The 20,368-nt window shown below is 51.1% G+C and carries 19 protein-coding genes and 1 tRNA gene; all 20 read right to left on the bottom strand.

Going from position 1 to position 20,368, the window contains the following annotated elements; genetic code table 11:
• Positions 1 to 19: 19 nt before the first annotated feature.
• Positions 20 to 478 carry a hypothetical protein gene (locus tag RDU59_04875; protein MDQ7837806.1) on the bottom strand — a complete coding sequence of 153 codons (459 nt, stop codon included), beginning with the start codon at positions 476 to 478 and terminating at the stop codon, positions 20 to 22.
• Positions 479 to 689: 211 nt separating this feature from the next.
• Complete coding sequence (locus tag RDU59_04870; protein MDQ7837805.1) at positions 690 to 1,748, bottom strand: macro domain-containing protein; 1,059 nt, start codon at positions 1,746 to 1,748, stop codon at positions 690 to 692.
• 18 nt (positions 1,749 to 1,766) lie between these two features.
• Positions 1,767 to 2,417: a DUF4433 domain-containing protein gene (locus tag RDU59_04865; protein ID MDQ7837804.1), complete on the bottom strand. Its 651-nt coding sequence runs from the start codon at positions 2,415 to 2,417 to the stop codon at positions 1,767 to 1,769.
• A complete protein-coding gene (locus tag RDU59_04860) occupies positions 2,414 to 3,826 on the bottom strand; it encodes a restriction endonuclease subunit S (protein ID MDQ7837803.1) in 1,413 nt (470 codons plus the stop codon). Before RDU59_04860 ends, RDU59_04865 begins: the two co-directional genes overlap by 4 nt.
• Positions 3,823 to 5,964 (bottom strand): class I SAM-dependent DNA methyltransferase, encoded by a 2,142-nt coding sequence (locus RDU59_04855; protein ID MDQ7837802.1) that lies wholly within the window; start codon positions 5,962 to 5,964, stop codon positions 3,823 to 3,825. Before RDU59_04855 ends, RDU59_04860 begins: the two co-directional genes overlap by 4 nt.
• Before the next feature lie 77 nt (positions 5,965 to 6,041).
• Positions 6,042 to 6,551: an ORF6N domain-containing protein gene (locus RDU59_04850; GenBank protein ID MDQ7837801.1), complete on the bottom strand. Its 510-nt coding sequence runs from the start codon at positions 6,549 to 6,551 to the stop codon at positions 6,042 to 6,044.
• Between the two features lie 1,029 nt (positions 6,552 to 7,580).
• A complete protein-coding gene (gene dut / locus RDU59_04845; protein MDQ7837800.1) occupies positions 7,581 to 8,039 on the bottom strand; it encodes a dUTP diphosphatase in 459 nt (152 codons plus the stop codon).
• 253 nt (positions 8,040 to 8,292) lie between these two features.
• Positions 8,293 to 9,549 carry a pitrilysin family protein gene (locus RDU59_04840; protein ID MDQ7837799.1) on the bottom strand — a complete coding sequence of 419 codons (1,257 nt, stop codon included), beginning with the start codon at positions 9,547 to 9,549 and terminating at the stop codon, positions 8,293 to 8,295.
• A gap of 25 nt (positions 9,550 to 9,574) precedes the next feature.
• On the bottom strand, positions 9,575 to 11,674 hold the full coding sequence (pnp, locus tag RDU59_04835) for a polyribonucleotide nucleotidyltransferase (protein MDQ7837798.1): 2,100 nt from the start codon (positions 11,672 to 11,674) through the stop codon (positions 9,575 to 9,577).
• A 32-nt stretch (positions 11,675 to 11,706) separates the two neighbouring features.
• Positions 11,707 to 11,973 carry a 30S ribosomal protein S15 gene (rpsO, locus tag RDU59_04830; GenBank protein MDQ7837797.1) on the bottom strand — a complete coding sequence of 89 codons (267 nt, stop codon included), beginning with the start codon at positions 11,971 to 11,973 and terminating at the stop codon, positions 11,707 to 11,709.
• Positions 11,974 to 12,019: 46 nt separating this feature from the next.
• Positions 12,020 to 12,910 (bottom strand): tRNA pseudouridine(55) synthase TruB, encoded by an 891-nt coding sequence (gene truB, locus RDU59_04825; protein ID MDQ7837796.1) that lies wholly within the window; start codon positions 12,908 to 12,910, stop codon positions 12,020 to 12,022.
• Positions 12,910 to 13,890: a bifunctional oligoribonuclease/PAP phosphatase NrnA gene (locus RDU59_04820; GenBank protein ID MDQ7837795.1), complete on the bottom strand. Its 981-nt coding sequence runs from the start codon at positions 13,888 to 13,890 to the stop codon at positions 12,910 to 12,912. The genes truB and RDU59_04820 overlap by 1 nt, the downstream gene beginning before the upstream one ends.
• Entirely contained in the window at positions 13,877 to 14,239 is a 363-nt protein-coding gene (gene rbfA / locus RDU59_04815) for a 30S ribosome-binding factor RbfA (protein MDQ7837794.1), read from the bottom strand. The genes RDU59_04820 and rbfA overlap by 14 nt, the downstream gene beginning before the upstream one ends.
• A gap of 52 nt (positions 14,240 to 14,291) precedes the next feature.
• Positions 14,292 to 14,609, bottom strand: a complete 318-nt coding sequence (locus RDU59_04810; GenBank protein MDQ7837793.1) for a DUF503 domain-containing protein — start codon at positions 14,607 to 14,609, stop codon at positions 14,292 to 14,294.
• Positions 14,606 to 17,164, bottom strand: a complete 2,559-nt coding sequence (gene infB, locus RDU59_04805; protein ID MDQ7837792.1) for a translation initiation factor IF-2 — start codon at positions 17,162 to 17,164, stop codon at positions 14,606 to 14,608. Before infB ends, RDU59_04810 begins: the two co-directional genes overlap by 4 nt.
• A 269-nt stretch (positions 17,165 to 17,433) precedes the next feature.
• Positions 17,434 to 18,714 (bottom strand): transcription termination factor NusA, encoded by a 1,281-nt coding sequence (gene nusA / locus RDU59_04800; GenBank protein ID MDQ7837791.1) that lies wholly within the window; start codon positions 18,712 to 18,714, stop codon positions 17,434 to 17,436.
• A gap of 16 nt (positions 18,715 to 18,730) precedes the next feature.
• Positions 18,731 to 19,207: a ribosome maturation factor RimP gene (rimP, locus tag RDU59_04795; protein ID MDQ7837790.1), complete on the bottom strand. Its 477-nt coding sequence runs from the start codon at positions 19,205 to 19,207 to the stop codon at positions 18,731 to 18,733.
• A 170-nt stretch (positions 19,208 to 19,377) separates the two neighbouring features.
• Positions 19,378 to 19,453 (bottom strand) — tRNA-Gly (locus RDU59_04790).
• A 91-nt stretch (positions 19,454 to 19,544) separates the two neighbouring features.
• Positions 19,545 to 19,790: a type II toxin-antitoxin system RelE/ParE family toxin gene (locus tag RDU59_04785; GenBank protein MDQ7837789.1), complete on the bottom strand. Its 246-nt coding sequence runs from the start codon at positions 19,788 to 19,790 to the stop codon at positions 19,545 to 19,547.
• A 43-nt stretch (positions 19,791 to 19,833) separates the two neighbouring features.
• On the bottom strand, positions 19,834 to 20,097 hold the full coding sequence (locus RDU59_04780; GenBank protein MDQ7837788.1) for a type II toxin-antitoxin system Phd/YefM family antitoxin: 264 nt from the start codon (positions 20,095 to 20,097) through the stop codon (positions 19,834 to 19,836).
• Between the last annotated feature and the right edge of the window lie 271 nt (positions 20,098 to 20,368).

The raw sequence follows: 20,368 nt of genomic DNA, 5'->3' as shown, positions 1-20,368 counted from the left end.
CTCTTCATTTCTGCCATACTCAAGCAACTCTGTCCATAGATGTCAGTATAGCCCAGTTTGCGGCAAAACGCTCGGCCGCCTTGGCATTACCTGGCGAAGGCGTGCCGTAGAAGAGATCCACGGTGGCCGAATGATGCTGGATGCCCTTGCGCAGCACATCCACCACGCCGCGCTTGGCGATCTCGCCCTGGAGCCGCGCCAGGAACTTCAGTCTGGGCGGGCCGTCGGCGCCAAGTTCCAGTTGTGCGAAGGCCTTCGGCTGGGTGGCCTTCACAAAGGCAAGTAACTTGACGAGGTCCACGGCATGGTCGGGATCGTAGTCCCTGGGATCGCCCTGCACGTAGTCTGCGCCTCCGTAAGGTATGGCAGGGTCGACAGCGGCAACAACGTCGCCAGTCTTCGCAACACTTGGGGACAACCTGGTGAGCGCCGTAATAATAAGGCTCTCGAGCCCTTTTTCGCTGATATCGGTTACCATGGTTCACCCCTTCTTCTACGCTCGCTCCGCTTTCCAGTCTCCCTGCCTACCCAGACCTTTCCCCATCAAATAACCGTCAAATAAACAAAGTAGCGCCTAACGCATTGAAAGCAAGGAACTTATAACTCAGACGTGACAGCGGCCCATTGCATCCGCACCGTGTTCCATCAAATACCCGGCAACCAAATCATTAGGACTATCTCTCGCCCTCTTAAGAATTACCGGGTCGCGAATCCGCTAACCAGCCTTTGCGGTCAAGGATTTCCCATGCGATTTGTATGTGCTTTTCCCGAAACATCCGTTTTCGACTGTTCCATGCATACGTTTTTTGAACGGCATCATCGACAGTTTTCCCGCCCTCATGTTTGGCCACCCAATGAACTGTCGACAACAATTCCATCCCAAATGGTGTCTCGAAACCCTCGATCAGCTCTGCAACGAGTTCAAGTCGGGCCAGCGTGCCGGGGTAGTCACTTAGGAAATCCTTCGCCTTCTCGATCGCTCCGACCCTCAGTTCGATTTGCTTGTTCGGCCGGTCTTCGGCATCACCATAGCCCGTGATAAAATGACCTTCAATTTGGCTAAGGACATGGCGCAGGTTCTCAGCATACGGACCATAGAGGCCCTGCGTATATCGGAGATTAAGCTGTTCACCTGACTCCTGCATAAAGTACATGAGTTTATGTATCTCCAGCAGCGTAACATAAGGGTCCATGGCCGCGGCCAGGTATCGTCTCATCAAGCCCAGCAATGCCGCCCTTCCGGCGGTCATTTTCGGGACTTTCTTTGTTTTGGCCATCTCCTCCGCAGATGGCGGACCCTTCGGCTCATACAGCATGACCCGAAGATCAGGCAGCATACGAAAGGCTGCTTCGATTTTCGGACGAACCTCCTCCCATCTTAAGCCGCCCAAGCCACAGCCAAGTGGAGGAATCGCTATCGAATGGATGTCCCTCTTTTGAACTTCTTCCACCAATGCCTTGAGACCTGCTTCAATGTCCTCCATCCGGCTCTTACCCTTCCAGTGGCGCTTGGTGGGAAAGTTGATAATATATTTGGGATTATGAAGTCGATCCAGATTGAAGACGAGCATCATGCCCGGATGAAGCTGCTTCCGGTCGCAGACTTCTTTGTAAGCTTGATAGTTCTCAGGGTAAGCCTTGCGGAACTGCAGCGCGATCCCCCGTCCCATAACGCCCACACAGTTGACGGTATTGACTATCGCCTCGGTATCCGCCTGCAGGATATCGCCTTGCTTCAGCTCAATCATTGGTTTGCTCCTCGAAAATTAATAATACCATCCCCGCTCTATGCGCACAAGCGGCGTGTAGTTCGCGCCCCGCAGGACCGTTTTGACCTGCTCCTCAACCGTCGTATCGAACACGCCTATCTTGTTCACGAGTTTCCATGGGAACGACTCGTACACCAAAAATTCGGCCTGCTTGCCTTCCTTGACAACCATGTCCCGGAAGTCCGTAGCCGCCACGGCGTCCCAATTGACTTTGTCCAGGTCATCCAGTGTGTTGTAGAATTCAGCGAAATAGGCACCGGCATTCCGGTCTGAAAAGGCCCACAGTACCCCATTCGATTGGGCCCACTGGACTGTTGCCGCGAGATCGGCCTGCAAATGGATAACCGGCTGCTGGCCTTCCCGGTAGTTCAGGTCCGGATGGTTGCCCATGTAGAGGATATATAGCATAATCGACCGCGGGCAGAAGTAGAACGGCACATACTGACCAACCATGGTTCCCGGGTGGCAATGAACTTCCAATTCCTGGAGCCGCCTTCGCTTGATCTCGGTCATGCCGATACTGGTGTTGGTCACCCCTTCCGTGATGCGCCTGGCGTCCGATTCGATCATGCCGGTGGTCACAATGGAGGACAAGTTGTCCACATGAGTGATGTGATAGATTTGTTGGTTGGCTGGAGGCATACTCATATTTCTTTCTCCTGGATGTCGCCCATCTCTTCCTTTTCGGCGTCTTCAGGGATGTCCAAGTCTTCCATCATCTCAGCCTCGGTTAGCACGGGCAGTTCCACGCCGCGCACATCCAGCTTGCCGGTGACCACATCGGCGATCAGGCGGGTGCGGTACTCGCGGAGGAGGTCGATTTCGCGGCGAGCCCGTTCTATTGGCTGATTGACAGTACTCAGTTCTTTGTCGAGAAAAGCAATAATGGCCTCTTGTTTAGGAATAGGGGGAACAGGTATGCGAGTGTTTGCAAGAAGTGCGTGTTCAATGCTCTCTACCGTGGCACCCTGCTTCGTCCACTCAGTCAGAAAAACATGTTGATTGCCCCGAATGAGAGCAGCCAGGTAACAGGCTTTTAGACCTGGCTTTGTTACGAGAGCTTTCATGTCTTGATTTAAGGCCACGCTCTTCTGGTTGATCGCCACTGGAATAGTCCGACGCAAAATGCCTGAACGCACAACTACAAGGACGGCACCGGCCTCAATCAGATGCGTGCTGCTTTGCTCAACAGCCTCTTGAGTAATGTGGTCCTCAGCATCCTCAACCAACTCCGTCTTCATATCCTTGGGAGACACCCAAGGAATGTCGCCGTTCCAGTATTCAGCGACAGCCTTTAACGGTGTTCCGCCGCCATAAAACCTTACTTTGTACTTGAGTTTCTTAATCTCCCAGTCTTCCGGCACATGGCCGAGCCAGTCGATGCCGGAGGGCTTGAGACGGACATTGGGGTCGAGACCGCGGGTGATGGCGCGGTGGATGATGGCCTGCTTCTGCTCATTCAGCAAATCGATTAGTCGCCGCTTGGCGCGGATGAGGCGGTTGATGTGAGCACTGGCCCCGGTCAGAAACCGCGCAAGCCTCTCTGCCTCATCGTTTGGAGGCAGGACTATCGGCATGTCAAGAAACGATTCGTCCGTCAGTTGGAGCCTTGAGACCCAGATACCCTTTGAACGAACGTGAAGCTCCCAATCGTATACCTTGGAGCGGAAGAGATAGTCAAAGTAGGGCCAGAAACTAGCGAACTCGGGCCGAGGGCGATAGACACCGTACGCCGAGCTAATGATGCCGTGGTGACGGGAGAAGCCAAGTCCTCCTGCCCAGGCCCATAGGCTGTTTATAACGAGGTCGCCTGGCCAACAGAGTTTGTAACCCGCATATGACTCCGCCATGAACATGGTGACCTTTTTCTCACGACGAGGCACGACGCCATCTTTCGCCGACACGGTCAGTAGTTCTTCATCGCCGCTCCGTGAGCGCACATCAATGCACTTGAAAACGGATTTACCCCGACGCACCTCCCAATGATTGGGGATCTCTCCCAACCACGGCAGGCCGGAATCTTTGTATTCGGGGTAGGGGACAAGCCGAATAGTCATCGTCGGCCCTGCGTCTCTACCAGGATCTGCCCTAGCAGGCCTTCGGTCTCATTTTCCAGCGCGAGGATGTCGGCTTTAATCTCTTCCAGAGTGCGCATCGGCTGCGGCTTATAGAAGTAGCGGGTGAAGGAGATCTCGTAGCCGACTTTCGTGGCCGCTTCATCAATCCACGCATCGGCGACATGGGGCAGTACCTCACGACGAAAGAAGGCTTCGATGCCACCCTCTTCCAGCAGCGGCACCTGCTCGGTGTCGCGGAGATCGCTGTCGGGTTCGTATTCGACCACAGCCGGCTTTCCGCGGAGCATAACGGCATAGCGACCGTGCAGCGGGTCGTCCTTGACCTTGCCGGGCTTGTGTACTTTCTTGATGACCGGCGCGGCATTTTCATCCTTCTCAGCCAGTGCGGATTGCAGCAGTTTCTGCCGTTTGGCGGTAAGCTTGACACCGCGCCTTTCGGCCTCCTGCTCAACCAAGATCATGAAGGAGTTGAAGTCGGTATGAGGGCCAGCGCCCAAGGTATCGGACAAATGATCGCCAAAGTCGGCAAAAGGTCTTTCATTCGCCTCAGCACAGGCCTTTTTGAAGCGGGCGATGGTGGCGGCAGAAAACTCGACCTTCAAGCGAAGCGGCCATTCCACCGTGATCTTTGAGTAGCCGAAGGCAGCATTGGGGAAGATTTTTGACTGCTCAGTCTCTTCGAATGCCATGAAGGATCTTGTGATGCGCTGGATGTCGTCACCCGAAAGCTCGCAGTTCTTCTTCCCAAGGTTCTTGCGAAGCGGTTTAAACCACTGCGTGGCGTCGATGAGCTGCACCTTGCCCCGGCGGTGCTCCGGCTTGCGGTTCGTCAGCACCCAAACGTAAGTGGCGATGCCAGTGTTGTAGAACATGTTGAGTGGCAGGGCGATGATCGCTTCCAGCCAGTCGTTTTCGATGATCCAGCGGCGGATGTTGCTCTCGCCCTGGCCAGCGTCGCCGGTGAAGAGCGATGAGCCGTTGTGTACCTCGGCGATTCGGCTGCCGAGCGGCGTCTTGTGCTTCATCTTGGCCAGCTTGTTCACCAGGAACATCAGTTGACCGTCGCTGGAGCGGGTGATGAGGCTGAACTCCGGATCGCCTGCGTGCTCGATTATGTAGCGCGGGTCACGCATTTCCGCCTTGCCACCCATACGTTCGAGGTCGGTCTTCCAGCTCTTGCCGTAGGGCGGATTGGAGAGCATGAAGTCAAACTCGCGGGCGGGAAAGCCGTCTTGCGACAACGTCGAACCGAGGCGAAAGTTCTCGGCCTCTTCGCCTTCGCCCTTGAGCAGCAAATCGGCTTTGGTAATGGCGTATGTCTCGGGGTTCACCTCCTGGCCGAAGAGGTGGATGGAGACTTCCTTGCCGTGCTCGCCGGCCAATTCGCCGAGCCGCTCCTCGGCCACGGTCAGCATGCCACCCGTGCCGCAGGCGCCGTCATACACCAGGTAGGTGCCGGACTCAATCTGATCGGCGATGGGCAGGAAGATGAGATCCGCCATCAGCCTCACCACGTCGCGTGGAGTAAAATGCTCGCCGGCCTCTTCATTATTCTCCTCGTTGAAGCGGCGGATCAATTCCTCAAAGATCGTGCCCATTCCGTGGTTATCAAGCGCCGAGAGGCGCTCTGTACCATCAGTATTCAGCACGGGCAGGGGGCCGAGATTGATCGAATGGTCGAGGAACTTCTCGATCAGGCTGCCGAGAATGTCGGCATCAACCAGCGTGGGAATCTGGTTGCGGAACTTGAACTTGTCGAGTATCTCCTGGACGTTGGGCGAGAAGCCATCGAGGTAGGCCTCAAAGTCAGCCTTGAGCTGCTGCGCCTTGGCGCGGCCTCGCAAGTCCCGTAACGTGAAAGCGGATGCGTTGTAAAAAGCTTGGCCCGATGCCTGCCGCAGGGCAGCGTCCTGGTTGGTAATGCCGGCGTCATCGAGTGTCTTCTTCATACCCAGCACGGCCTGCTTCGTCGGTTCCAGCACGGCGTCAAGCCGACGAATGACGACCATGGGCAGGATGACGTCCCGATACTTCCCGCGAACATAGACGTCTCTCAGGACGTCGTCCGCGATGCCCCAGATAAAGTTGGCAATCCAGTTCAGGTTGTTGTTGCTCATGCAGTGGTCCTTGGTTCCTCGGAAAAGTGAAGGGGAACGGCCTAAAATTATAACTTTAAGGAACGAGCCCTCTCTATTTAAAACCCGATCCTCCTCTTCGGCTTCTCAGTTGGAATCATCAATTGCTTGATGGCCTCAAATACCACCTGAAATTGCTCGTCATATTTCTTTTCTATTTCTTCCACCTTACGCAGCAAATCTTTATGCGAAGATATCATCTGACGAAGCTGCACGAAGGCCCGCATGATTAATATGTTTACCTCAATGGCCCGTTTACTATTGAGCACGGATGATAACATGGCCACGCCTTGTTCGGTGAAGGCTATCGGCAGATATTTTGCGTGTTCGCCCCTTTTTAAGGCGCCAAATTGGCGCCTTAAAGCATCGTACTCTTCTTTGGTGAGTTCAAACATAAAGTCCGGCGGAAATCGGTCTATGTTCCTTCGAACGGCGCGCTTCAACTGCTTCGTTTCCACTCCATACAGTTCAGCCAGGTCCCGGTCCAGCATAACTTTTTCGCCACGAATAACGATTATCTGCCGCTGAACCACTTCAATAGAAACCGGCGCCTTTTCTTCGGTCGTCATTTGCCCCTCTAAAAGCCCATCAGGCGAGAATCAGTCGACACTAACCACTATAGAAATAAAGAGAAATAAATATTCTTTCTCCTGGCATCACACCCTAGCAATCCGGATGGCTCGGTTACATTTTTCGACCTCTTACACGACATGGAGATTACCCGTTTTGTTTTTAGGTTTCCTTTCGTATCGTTTATCCTTATTTCTCAAACAGCTCCAGATACTCATGAAACATAAAAAGCCTATTCCTTTTGAATCCGGTCAGTTCCTTTAAGATGCCTAAGTCCTGACTTAAAAAAGCCTTTGCCATGTTGTTTTTGTTACCTACAGAGTTTTATATGTAAGTTTATCTCAAAAAAATTACATATGTTAAATTAAATGTAATTTTTGCGCCAAAATAAGGAGTCAGGTCTTTAATCTTGCTCTTATAAACACAAATTTTGGATGGAGATCCATAACCCTTCTCAATGTATTTTAGATTTAAAATAGATTTAATTTCATGAATTATAACTGCCTGAATTTAAACAGTAATTCAAAAATACGCCGACAACTAACGTAAAAATAGATTTAATTACTTAGTAAGTTCCCAATATCCGGATTTTGAAGGTCCTGAAAATTTGATTTTCCCTTGACGTTTAAGCTCTTGTAAAATATTAGAGATAGCAGCAGAATCCAACTCCGGAAATGCTTCCATCAAATCATGCCTTAAACACTAACCTCCACCACCTTCAACGTTACCTTGCTACCAGCAAAGACAGAGACTCGCCATATGAGAACTAAATTAGGTCCTTATAGCACAAATTTCGCCGGATTGTCATTATATAGTTCCCATCCGGAAACCTTGTGTTCAGGATGAGGCAGTCAGCGCTCAGCAATCAGCATTCAGCCTGATATATGGGAATTATATTAAAGATCAAGGGCAAATCATGACCGGTCCTGCCTGCCGGCAGGCACGGCGCACAGGTAGACGACATCAAGGGGAGGGAGTAGGCGTAGAAGGAGAATGGCAGGCGGGGATATTAGAGAATGGGTTGGTATTTATCGGCCGGTATGTCCAAAACCGCCGGTGTTGCGGGCGCTGGGGTCAAGCTCATCTACCAGCTCCAGATCGGCCCGGTGGACCCGGCCTAAAACCATCTGGGCGATGCGCTCTCCGCGTTTAATGACAAACGGCCTTTTGCCGAAATTAATCAAGGCCACGCAGACTTCGCCCCTGTAGTCCGCATCAATAGTCCCCGGGGCATTTATGATTCCGATCCCGTGTTTGACCGCCAAACCGCTCCGGGGGCGAACCTGGAATTCAAAACCAGGGGGAATGGACACAGACAGGCCGGTTGGGACAAGACAAACCTCTCCAGGTGAAATGGATACCTCGCTATCCACTGCGGCGTGAACATCCATACCTGAGGCATGCTCCGTCATGTAACGGGGCAACGGTATATCGGCGTCTTTTCCCGGTCTTACGCGTCTTACTTTTATTCGGATGGTGTCATCCATATTTTTCCTCTGAACCTTACTCGACCAATTCGTAAAAAACCTTTTCACCGCTGAGTACGTATTGTCCGTGGTTCGTAGTCCGTTGTCCGTTGTCCGTTGTCCGTGGTCCGTGGTTTGTCTGGTTTATCTGGTTTTAAGGCTTTCAGCCTTCGGCTTTGAGCTTTCAGCTATCGACTGCCGACTATTGACTATCGCCCATTGTATTACCGCGTCCTCAGCGACTTCTTACATCCTAGGCGTGTGCGACCGGAGGTTACAAGGAAAGGATATCTTCTGGAATATCTTTTTCAGAAACAGGCCCCAGGACCGTCAGAGTCAATGTCTCTGATGAAAGATACTCCTGGGCAAGCATGGCGATGTCTTCTCTGGTTACGGCATCTATCTCTGTTATCAGATCATCATAGGTTATAAAATGGCCGAAATGTATTTCGTTCTTGGCCAGCCTGGTCATACGGTTATCAGAACTTTCCGCGGCCAATAGCAGGCCGCCCTTTAAATGCTCTTTGGCGCTGGCCAGTTCCGCCTCATCAACAGAGTTTTTCTTGATATTTCGTATCTCACGCAGAATCAGTTCTATAGTCTGGACGGCATTTTTCCTGCTTACCCCGGCATAGATACCCGAAAGACCCGTGTCCATATACGAGGAGATAAAGGAGTAAATGGTATAAGCCAGTCCCCGGCGTTCTCTGATTTCCTGAAAGAGCCGGGAGCTCATACTGCCGCCCAGTATAATATTTAGAAGCATACAGGCGTATCGGCGGCTATCTGTTGCCGAACAGCTTTTTGTCCCTAAAATCAGATTAACCTGTTCACATTTTTTGGGATGGACCGCCAGACGGGATGTTACGGCGGGGGTCACACGTTTAGGCACACCGTTCCGGCCGGGCACAATGGAAAACGCCCGCCTCACCTGTTCCAGAAAGGCATCATGTTCCAGGTTGCCGGCAGCCGCAACGACGATCTTGTCCGGCAAATATGTCTTGTGCAAGTACTTATGTATGGTCTGGGAATCTATCTGCGTGACGTTCTGGGCGGTCCCCAGCACAGAAAAACCAAGAGGGTTGTCACCCCAAAAAAGGCTGCTGAAAAGGTCATGGATATAGTCGTCCGGCGTGTCCTCTACCATGCTGATTTCCTGTAGTATGACCTGTCGCTCCTTCTCTGTTTCCGCCGGATCAAACAGAGAGTTCAAAAAAATATCTGAGAGGAGATCGATAATGACATCCACGTGGGTGTCTAAGACCCGGGCGTGAAAGCAGGTGTTCTCACGGGAGGTGAAGGCATTGGACATACCGCCGACGGCATCCAACTCCTTGGCTATCTGGAGGGCTGACCTCTTGGCCGTCCCCTTGAAGATCATGTGTTCGATGAAATGAGAAATGCCGTTATTTTCTTTCGCTTCATCGCGTGACCCCACGGTTACCCAGATACCCATGGAAACAGAGCGCACATACGGAATATGTTCCGTAACCACCCTGATTCCATTGTCGAGGATAGTCTTGCGATACACGTCAGTTCAGGCCTTGCGTTCCATTTTAAACAACTGGTTTAGCGGTCTGTCCCAGGGCGGCCTTGCGGCTCAGCTTGACCTTGCCCTGATTGTCGATTTCTATGACCTTCACCATGACCTCGTCGCCTTCGTGGAGGATATCGGTGACTTTATTTACACGCTGTGTGTCAAGTTGCGAGATATGTACGAGGCCGTCAAGCCCGGGCAATATCTCCACAAAAGCGCCAAAATCCATGATCTTTTTGACCTTGCCCAGGTATAACTCCCCGACCTCCGGTTCACGAACGATATCCTTAATCCATGCAAGGGCGCGTTCCAGAACTTCATCATTAGGAGAAATGATCCGGACACTGCCGTCGTCCTCCACTTCGATTTTAGCCCCGGTTTCACCGGTAATCTGCCTGATCACCTTTCCACCCGGGCCGATGATGTCCCTTATTTTATCCTGGTTGATATGGATGGTGACGATCTTCGGGGCATATATGGACAGGGCCTCGCGTGGCTGCCGGATTACCTCACACATCTTTCCGAGGATGAAAAGCCGCGCTTCCCTGGCCTGTTCCAGGGCTGTCTTCATGATCTCCCTGGTCAGGCCCTTGATTTTGATATCCATCTGAAGGGCGGTAATCCCCTGGTCGGTGCCGGCTACCTTGAAGTCCATATCTCCAAGGTGGTCCTCGTCTCCAAGGATATCCGTCAGGACGATAATCTCTTCTCCCTCCTTTATCAACCCCATGGCAATCCCGGCCACCATGGTCTTTATGGGCACACCCGCATCCATAAGAGATAAAGACCCGCCGCAAATCGTGGCCATAGAGGAAGAACCATTTGATTCCAGCACATCAGACACCAGGCGGATGGTATAAGGGAATTCCTCTTGAGTGGGTAAAACTACTGTGATGGCCCTTTCCGCCAGCGCCCCATGACCTATGTCCCGTCGCCCGGGCCCCCGCATCATACGCACTTCGCCCACACAAAAGGGCGGGAAATTGTAGTGCAGCATGAACCGCCTAAAGGTTGTCCCGTTCAATGATTCAATCCGCTGTTCGTCTTCAGACGTTCCCAGGGTAGTAACCGCCATAATCTGGGTCTCGCCGCGGGTAAAGAGGGCTGAACCATGCGTCCTCGGCAGCACGCCGACTTCACAGGATATAGGCCGGATATCTTTAAATCCGCGGCCATCGATACGCCTTTTTTCTTTCACGATCATGGCCCGGACGGTCTCTTTCTCCAGGGCATAAAAGAGTTTTTTGATCTCTCCTTCCCGCCCCTCGTGATCCGGCAGAAGCGCTGACACGACCCTTTGCTCAATGGCCCGTAGCCGCTCTCCGCGTTCCATTTTAGCGCCAATAGTAATAGCCTGGAGAAGATCGTCTCCGGCTATCTCCATAACACGGGCCTTAAGGGCCTCATCCTCCACTACCTCAGGAACCACCCTCTTGGGTTTGCCGACGGCCTCCCTGAGCTCGGCCTGCAACTGCAGGATAGGCTGCAACCCCTCATGCGCGAAAAATATGGCCTCCATCATTACCTCTTCAGGGACGATCTGGCCGCCGCCTTCGACCATAACAATGGCATCCTTACTTCCCGCTACCACAATGTTGATATCTGAATCCGCCAGTTGGGCGGAGGTAGGATTAAGCACCAGTTGCCCATTAATCCGCCCAACCCGCACACCGGCTATAGGGCCGGCAAAAGGGATACCGGACATTTCCAGGGCTGCCGAAGCCCCGATCAGAGCCAGTATATCCGGCTCATTTTCTTGATCCACCGAAAGCACGGTAGCAATGATCTGGGTTTCATAGCGATACCCCTTCGGAAAAAGGGGCCTTAAGGGCCGGTCAATGAGCCTTGAAGTAAGCGTCTCCTTCTCGCTGGGACGGCCGATCTCCCGGCGGAAAAAACTCCCGGGAATCCTGCCCGCAGCATACAGCATCTCATGGTAGTCCACAGTGAGGGGTAAAAAATCTATACCCTCCCGCGCCAGGTCGGAACCCACGGCCGTTACCAGCACCACCGTATCCCCATAGGATACAGTAACCGCGCCGCCGGCCTGCTTGGCCACCTTACCGGCTTCAATAGTAAGAACTCTCCCTGAGAGCTCGGTTGAAAAGCGTTTCATCATCTTCTCTTATCTCCAAATCATTTATTTCTAAGCTACTTGCGGATGCCCAGCTTAGCTATTACATCGCGGTATCGCTCAACATTTATCTTTCTAAGATAATTGAGCAAGCGTCTTCTCTGGCCCACCAGTTTGAGCAACCCGCGGCGAGAGGCGTGGTCCTTTTTATGGACCTTAAAGTGTTCGGTCAGGTAGCCGATGCGTTCGCTCAAGAGGGCGATTTGCACCTCTGGTGAGCCCGTATCCGTACCATGGAGCTTGAACCGCTCAATGATCCCTTTTTTTTGTTCGATCCCAATCAACGTCTGTACCCCCTTCCCTGTAAAATAATAAGGTTAGATGTAGTTACTATAATCCTTTAAAAACACGAACAGGCTTTAAATCCCCGCTGTTATCACGCCATGTATATATAGCCAGGAGGTCGCCATACCTGGAGAGAATCCTGACCCACGGCCGGCCTGCTTTTCTGCATCCGGATGCGACTTCTGTCTTTTTCAGGAATAATTCCCGCCCCTGTTGTACCTCCCTGGCCTGGGGTTCATCTACCTCCACCCCGGGCAAATAGCCGAGGACGTCCGAAACCGGGAGCAGATATTTATCCTCAACGGCTTCAACAGCGACGGCCTGTTCGATGGTGAAAGGGCCGCTGCGCAGCCTCCGTAACTCCTTTAAGTATGCGCCGCAACCGATTCTTTGGCCTATATCATGGACCAAGCTCCGCACATAGGTCCCTTTAGAACAAACCACTTTAAAAGATACCTCAGGAGAAGCGGCCTTCTCTACCGTCAGTTCTTTGATGGTAACCTCGCGCGCCTCTTTCTCTATGAAAACTCCCCGTCTGGCCCAGTGATAAAGAGGTCTCCCCTTGAATTTTACCGCCGAAAAAGGCGGGGGAACCTGTTTTATGACCCCGGTAAACTCAGCAACCACCTGTTGCAGTTCATTAAAGGTTATATCGGGCACATCTGAAACGGCCACGATCTTACCGGTTACATCAAATGTATCGGTAGCTGTCCCTAAAACCAGCACACCCCCATATTCCTTTTCATCTTCAGACAGAAACTGGATAGCCTTAGTGGCCTCATTTACGCAAACAGGCAAGACACCGGTAGCAAAGGGATCCAGAGTCCCGGTGTGCCCGGCCCGTTTAACCCCCAGGGCCTTCTTTACGGTCTGTACCACTCTAAAAGAACTGCAGCCGGCCGGTTTGTCGATTACTATTATCCCTGAGCGATCCATTAGAATCCAACGGCCCTCTTCTCCATAAGATTGCCTATCTCTGATAACAACTCCTGCTTGATAGTCTCCTGGTCGCCGCTTCCCTTGAAACCCGCGGCATTGAAATGACCGCCTCCACCGAACCTCTCAGCCAGGCGGGCGGCATTAATACCATCGCGTGAACGCAGACTGACGCTGAAGCGGCCGTCTTCTATCTCTTTAATAATAGCGGCCAATTGAACTCCGGCTATAGATCGCGGGTAATTGACAAAGTCTTCTGCGTCCTCAATTGAGGTGCGGGTAGCCCTGAGCATATCTCCGGAGACCGAGATAATGCCTACCCGTCCTTCATAGTAAGTCTTTAGGGTGGAAAGGGCGGCGCTCAGCAAACGTAAACGATTAGCCGAATAATTTTCATAAACCATGGCCAATACCCATGCGGGCTTGACGCCTAAATCTATCATCTCTGCGGCAATACGCATGGTTTGAGAACTGGTCGATGCATAACGGAAGGAGCCGGTATCTGTAAGGATGGCCACATAGATATTTATCGCCATATTATATGAGATATCCGCACCCGTGGCCTTTATCAAATGATAGACCAGCTCGCCGACGGCAGCGCTTTTCGGGTCTATCCAGCATATATCCCCGAAGGCATCACACCCCAGATGATGATCTATAACTATAACAGGCCTTATTTCTAAAAGCCGGGGAGCTGCACGGCCGATCCGCTTGCTGTCGCCGCAATCCAGCACCAGACAGGCATCAATGGTTGATAAATCCGGAAGCTCATGTGTAATCTTTTCTACCCCGGGCAGGAAATGATACTGGGGCGGGATGGGATCTTCAGTAAAAAGAACCGGCTCTTTTCCCAGATGCTCTAACAAAAAGCCCATAGCTAAAAGCGAGCCGACAGCGTCGCCGTCAGGATGAATGTGCGTGGTCAAAAGGAAACGATGACGAGCGGTTATCTCACGCTCTATATCCTCAACTATCGCCATGGTCTTCTTTTATCTCTCCGAGTAATTTATCAATACGCTCGCCATATTCAAAGGAACGGTCGTAATGGAATTCTATGTCCGGGACATGGCGAAGCTCAAGCCGGGAACCGAGGGATTTTTTAATAAATCCCGTGGCGCTTTTCAATCCGTCCATAGCCTTTTGGCGTTGTTTCTCATCTCCCATGACGCTGAAATAGATCCTGGCCATACTAAGATCGTCGCTTACATCTACCCCGGTAATTGTTACCAGGCTAATGCGCGGATCTTTAATCTTTCTTAAAATAATATCAGATACCTCTGTCTGAATAAACTCGCCGAGTCTATCCGCTCTTTTATATGAAAGTTTCACCTGAAAATACCCTCACCGCAAAGCCGCAAAGAACGCGAAGAAAGAAAAAAGACTAAAGATTTATAATCTCTATCTTTATCTCCAGTACCTCGGCCAAGCCCAGGGACTCAACAAAACCCGCTATCTTATCTAAGGCGCTGTTGACCACTCTGCGATCATTGCCCACGGCCGCTATCCCCAATTGCGCCCTCTGCCATAAATCATGGCCGTCCACTTCACCGATGGAGACGTTAAACTTGTCGCGCACCCGGGCTATAATGCTCTTAATTACCTTCCGTTTGCCCTTTAAAGAGCCGTTCTCCGGCAAGTGCATATCCAGCCGACAGATACCGATTACCATCCCCGTGTGCCGCTGCCGCTCCGAAATCAAAGAGTCGGCCTTACCTCTTTGAGTACATAGGCTTCTATCACGTCGCCGACCTTAACGTCGTTGTAGTTTTCCAGACCGATGCCGCACTCATAACCGGACTGGACTTCCTTTACATCCTCTTTGAACCGCCGCAGAGAAGCGAAGCGCCCGTTGTAGGTAACCACGCCATCCCGAACAAGCCGGGCCTTGGCTCCTCTCTCGATCTTGCCCTCTGTAATAAAGCTGCCGCATATTGTGCCTATTTTGGAAACAGCGAATATTTGTCTAACCTCAGCCCGCCCCAGCACCTTCTCTTCATAAATAGGTTCAAGGAGGCCGCTCATGGCGTTGCGGACATCGTCTATAATCTGATAAATAACGTCGTAGGTGCGCATATCCACTTTTTCCTGCTCGGCCAGTTCCTGCACCCTGGAATGGGGGCGGACATTGAACCCAATGACGATAGCATCAGATGCCGAGGCCAGGAGTACGTCGCTTTCGGTTATAGCGCCGGTAGAACCATGGATAACATTAACCCTGATCGCCGGGGTGCTCAATTTTGTGAGCGCATCGCTCAATGCCTCGAGAGAACCCTGCACATCGGCCTTAAGGACGAGCTTTAATTCCTTAACCTCGCCCTCTTTCATCTTTTCGAACAATTTTTCCAGCGATATCTTGGTTACCTGGCTCAGCTCTACCTCTCTCAGCTTTTGTCGCCGAAAGGCGCTTACCTGTTTGGCCTTTTTCTCATCTTCCACCACGATAAATTCGTCTCCCGCCATAGGGATTCCGGATAAACCTTGCACCAGAATAGGCATGGACGGGCCGGCCGCAACCACCCGGATTCCATTGTCATCAAACATGGCCCGGACCTTGCCGAAAAACTGCCCGCAGACAAATGGATCGCCCTGCTTCAGCGTTCCTTTCTGTATCAGGACTGTGGCTACCGGGCCGCGCCCCTTATCGATCTTGGCCTCTATAATCCTGCCTCTGGCCGATCTTTTAGGAGCGGCCTTCAACTCCAATATCTCTGCCTGCAGCAGAATTAACTCCAATAATTCCTTTATCCCTTTTTTCTGTTTGGCCGAGACTTCAGCAAATATAGCCTGTCCCCCCCAATCCTCGGGAAGCAGGCCCAACTCAGCCAGTTCACGTTTTACCCGGTCGGGATTGGCCTCAGGCTTATCAATCTTGTTTATAGCCACTATTATAGGAACTTCAGCCGCCCGGGCATGGTTTACAGCTTCTTTCGTCTGCTCCATAACGCCGTCATCCGCCGCCACTACTAAAACCACCACATCTGTGACCTTGGCGCCCCGCGCGCGCATAGCGGTAAACGCCTCATGCCCCGGTGTATCCAGAAAAACAATATCCCGGCCGTCGATGTTGACGTGATAGGCGCCGATATGTTGCGTTATACCCCCGGCCTCACCGGCCGTAACATTTGTATGGCGGATGGCATCGAGCAGAGAGGTTTTACCATGATCGACATGGCCCATGATGGTGACCACCGGAGGCCTGGCCGCGAGATCGCCTTCTGATACTTCCTTGATTTGCAGCAAATCAGTCTCTTCAAACGAGGCCTTCTCTATTTCATAGCCGAATTCAGCGCCCACCAGCGCCGCGGCGTCAAAGTCGATGACCTGATTGATGGTTACCATGACGCCGAGCTGCATGAGCTTCTTAATAACCTCATTCCCTTTAATACCCATCCGCTTGGCCAGCTCACCGACCAGGATGGTATCATCAACCTTAATACGCCGTTTGATGGCCTTGGGAATGGTGACTTCGGTCGTCTGTTTCTTCTTTGCGGCAAATCTCTCCGATTTCCTGGGCCGCAGCCTCCCTTCGCCGCCTGCGCGGTCATAAAGCTGGCTTTTCTCGATGATTTCCCGGCGCCGCAACACGGTTTTTTTACGCTGTTCAATATTTTCCGGCACAACTTCAACCAGTTTTTTGCCCTGTTTCTTTCTTGCGACTTCTTTCGACGCCGGTTCCGGCCTTTCCGCTTCAGTAACCGCCCCGGCAACCGGTTTGACCGGGGGCTTTTTCACAACCGGAGCAGGCTTAGCTGTTTCCCGGATCGGTTCCCTTTTTCTTTGTTCTTCGGGTTTGGCTGGTTTTACTACATCCGGCCTGTGAATGATCCGCGCATACTCTTTTTTTGGTCTCTGCGTCGGCGCAGGCGCCTCCTGAACAGGCCCGGCAGAGACTGGCGGCGGCTCTTCTTCCCCGGCAGCTTCTTGTTCCTCTGCCTCAACCTTTTCTACAGGAGACCGGGGCAAGGTTTCATCTGCCGCTTCCGGCGGCGCCTCGGCCGCTGTCTTTTGTTCCGGCTCAGGTTCAGTCTGTACCACTTTGGTGCGCCTACGAATAACATTCGGCCGTACGCGCTCATCTACCACTACCTCCGCCCGAACTCCTGTAATTATATCTTTTATCCTTTGGACATCGCCCTCTTCTAAAACGCTCATATGGCTTTTGACGTCATATCCCATCTCTTTAACTTGTGCCAGGAGTTGCTTGTTATCCATTTGCAGTTCCTTGGCCAACTCGTAAATTCTTATTTTTGACATGCGGTCATCACCTCCACACGAGCGCATAAACTCCCCGAATTAACGCCCTTAACCGGATTTTTAAAAATCCTGGAAAGGTCTCTCCTCTTCAACGCCAGGGCCATACACTGGTCATTAAAACAAACATAGCCCCCTCTGCCGGGCAGGCGTTGTTTTTCATCAAAAAGAAATACCCCTTTATCGTCGAGAACTATTCGCCGCATCAGACGTTTATTTTTCTTGATGCGGCATCCTATGCACGTTCGTATACAATGAGCAGACAATAATTATTACTCCCCCTCTTCCTCGTTTAAAACAGCCTCTTCGGCAGGATGCGCCGAAGCATATTCCCGGGCGGCCCGGATGATTTCCTGCGCCTGTTGTTCGGTCATGCTTTCCAGTTGAAGAAGCTCTTCTACAGTGACATTTGAAAGTTCATCGACTGAGGTAACGCCCCTTTCAAAGAGGGCGTCAGCGATGCCTTCTCCTACCCCTTGAATCTTAATTAATGACTGATATCCTTCGTGCATCATCTTTGCGTACTTGCTCTCGCCTTTTACATCAATTTTCCACCCTACCAGGCGGGCGGCCAGGCGTACGTTCTGCCCCTGCTTACCGATAGCCAGTGAAAGCTGATCATCTGCGACAACAACCTCCATGGATTTGTTGCTCTCATCCATAATCACACGCGTAACCTCGGCCGGCGACAGGGCATTACATACATATTTTGCTATGTCTGCATTCCATGAAACAATATCAATCCGTTCCCCCTTCAACTCCTGCACCACATTCTGTACCCGCGAACCCCTCATACCAACGCATGCCCCTACCGGATCAACGTCGGAATCATTAGAAACCACGGCGATCTTTGATCTGCTGCCCGGCTCACGGGCCACACCCATAATCTGCACTATAGACTCGCTGATCTCAGGGACTTCCATCTCAAAAAGTCTGGACAAAAATAAAGGATGGGTGCGCGAAAGAACAACCTGCGGCTCCTTGGCGCTATGTTTGCGAACATCTATTATTACGGTCCTTACGCGATCGCCACGGCGATAATTCTCGCGGCTTATCTGTTCTTCAACCGGCAATACGGCGTCTGTACGGCCAAGATTGATAATGACGTTTCCTTTCTCAAAACGTTGTACAATTCCGTTCACTATCTCACCCTTGCGGTTTCTGAAATCGTCATAAATAACATCCTGCTCGGCGTCTTTCATCCTCTGAATAATCACCTGCTTGGCAGCCTGAGCGGCTATACGGCCAAACCCGCTGGTGTCCATCTTCGTCCCCAGGCTGTCGCCGATTTGACACCCCGCGTCCAGCTTTCGTCCTTCCTCAAGAGATATCTGGGTCTGTTCGTCCGTTAACTTCTCCACCACCTCACGGAATTGAAAAACCTCCATCTCGCCCAGTTCTTCATTGAAACTGACCTCCAGGTCACGGCGTTGACCGTACTTTTTCTTGGCCGCAGACTTGATAGCCTCTTCCAGGGCTTCGATAAGTATGGCCCGATCAATGCCTTTGTCTTTACTTATCTGGTCAATAACATGTTTCAGCTCGGAAATCATACCCATGTGCTCCTAATCAGAATTCCCACTCTAAATTCGCCCTTGCTACTTCTTTATAAGGTATGGCAAACGACTCCTGGTCTATGCGCACATAAATAGTGCCATCCTTATAATCCGACAAGATACCGACAAAATTCTTGCGATTACCGATCGGGTGGACGGTTTTTATTCTAACTTTTTTCCCCCTGAACCGCAGAAGATCTTTTTCTTTCTTAAGAGGCCTGTTCAGGCCTGGAGACGAAATCTCCAAATGATAAGAATGGGGCACCGGGTCTTTTACGTCCAGCAGATTTCCCAATTCACGACTTACGGCGGTACAGTCATCCAGGGTAATCCCCTGCTCCTTGTCTACAAACAGCCTCAAGACCCAACCCACCTGTTCCTTGCGATACTCAATATCCACTAATTCCATGCCTTCCGCATCAATAAGGGGTTCGGCTATGGCCGCAACCTCCTCTATAATCCTCTTTACTTCCTGTGGCGATATAATCATGGCTCAAAAATAAAAAAAGCGGGCATATAGCCCACTTCGCTCTTTCACCCAGTGACTTTAAACTGATTTTCTTACTAAAAATTGTCGGTAAAAAATATCAATTCAAATCCACTAATCGAAGTAGGCACTCAACCCTTATTACTCAGGGTTAAAGCAACCTCAATAAGGGATGGAGCGGGCAACGGGATTCGAACCCGCGACACCAAGCTTGGGAAGCTTGTACTCTACCAACTGAGCTATGCCCGCTTTGCCATGCATTAATAAGGCATAAGTGGCCATCTGTCAAGGGTTTTAATATTTGGTGTCAAGACTAAATATGAGAGGGTTGACGCAAAATTCAGGTGTTAAGTATCTGGAAGGTTTCCTCATATATACGTTCACGCGGGCCAATAGCAATAATTTCAATATGTTTTTTAGGCAAGCCCCTGTAAATTATTCTAAATCGGCTCACACGAAAGCTCCTTAATCCGGCAAGTTCATCCTTTAACGCCTTTCCTGAACCGGGATCTGATAAGATTATTTGCAAAGACGATTTGATTTTTTTCTTAAGATAAGGGTGCATTTTTCGAACAAGTTCTGCCACATCATCCGGCACCCGGAGCTTATGCACTGGTTGTTTCATACGGCTACCTTACAAGTTCATCCAGTGTGTAAAGGCGGGCCTTCCTGCTTTTTAAGGACTTTAATCCTTTTCTGATTTCATCCATCAATGTTGTATCAGATCGAACCGCGATTGTTTCTTTCCAGTTTTCAAACTCGTCAGGACTTATCAAAACAGCGGCCGGAGAGCCATTCTTTGTAATCACTATCTCTTCATCAGTGGAACTCACCAGTTCAACAAGTCCGCTTAATTTCATTTTTACCTCTGACAGCGACAAAATTTTCATCATTAAGACCTCCTTTGTGGTTGACCGGAATTAAAACCATAATAATGATAACCGTGCCGCCTTGTCAAGGTATAAAGGTATAAAGGTATATATGTTTGCAAATTTTAACGAGATCGTACGTAACTTATTGAAAAAGTTGGATAAGTGGTTTCGGTTGGCACGATAATGCTGTGCCCACCCTACGTTACTCTTTTTGTGATCTCTTATGCGACGGTTTTAGTGGGCTCCCCACCCTACGGGGCTTCCCACTGCTAGTCCTTCCTGTTTTGTCCAA

The organism is Thermodesulfobacteriota bacterium (assembly GCA_031082315.1).
GTDB lineage: Bacteria > Desulfobacterota > QYQD01 > QYQD01 > QYQD01 > QYQD01.
The sequence above is the reverse complement of the archived record's forward strand: the minus strand, read 5'-3'. Positions and strand labels throughout refer to the sequence as shown.

Bases quoted from the DNA above. Each gene is read 5' to 3' on its own strand.
- RDU59_04865 (MDQ7837804.1), bottom strand. From the start codon at position 2,417: ATGAGTATGCCTCCAGCCAACCAACAAATCTATCACATCACTCATGTG.
- rimP (MDQ7837790.1), bottom strand. From the start codon at position 19,207: ATGATTATATCGCCACAGGAAGTAAAGAGGATTATAGAGGAGGTTGCG.
- dut (MDQ7837800.1), bottom strand. From the start codon at position 8,039: ATGGATGACACCATCCGAATAAAAGTAAGACGCGTAAGACCGGGAAAA.
- nusA (MDQ7837791.1), bottom strand. From the start codon at position 18,714: ATGATTTCCGAGCTGAAACATGTTATTGACCAGATAAGTAAAGACAAA.
- infB (MDQ7837792.1), bottom strand. From the start codon at position 17,164: ATGTCAAAAATAAGAATTTACGAGTTGGCCAAGGAACTGCAAATGGAT.
- RDU59_04860 (MDQ7837803.1), bottom strand. From the start codon at position 3,826: ATGACTATTCGGCTTGTCCCCTACCCCGAATACAAAGATTCCGGCCTG.
- RDU59_04870 (MDQ7837805.1), bottom strand. From the start codon at position 1,748: ATGATTGAGCTGAAGCAAGGCGATATCCTGCAGGCGGATACCGAGGCG.
- RDU59_04850 (MDQ7837801.1), bottom strand. From the start codon at position 6,551: ATGACGACCGAAGAAAAGGCGCCGGTTTCTATTGAAGTGGTTCAGCGG.
- RDU59_04780 (MDQ7837788.1), bottom strand. From the start codon at position 20,097: ATGATGAAAATTTTGTCGCTGTCAGAGGTAAAAATGAAATTAAGCGGA.
- RDU59_04875 (MDQ7837806.1), bottom strand. From the start codon at position 478: ATGGTAACCGATATCAGCGAAAAAGGGCTCGAGAGCCTTATTATTACG.
- pnp (MDQ7837798.1), bottom strand. From the start codon at position 11,674: ATGATGAAACGCTTTTCAACCGAGCTCTCAGGGAGAGTTCTTACTATT.
- truB (MDQ7837796.1), bottom strand. From the start codon at position 12,910: ATGGATCGCTCAGGGATAATAGTAATCGACAAACCGGCCGGCTGCAGT.
- RDU59_04855 (MDQ7837802.1), bottom strand. From the start codon at position 5,964: ATGAGCAACAACAACCTGAACTGGATTGCCAACTTTATCTGGGGCATC.
- RDU59_04820 (MDQ7837795.1), bottom strand. From the start codon at position 13,890: ATGGCGATAGTTGAGGATATAGAGCGTGAGATAACCGCTCGTCATCGT.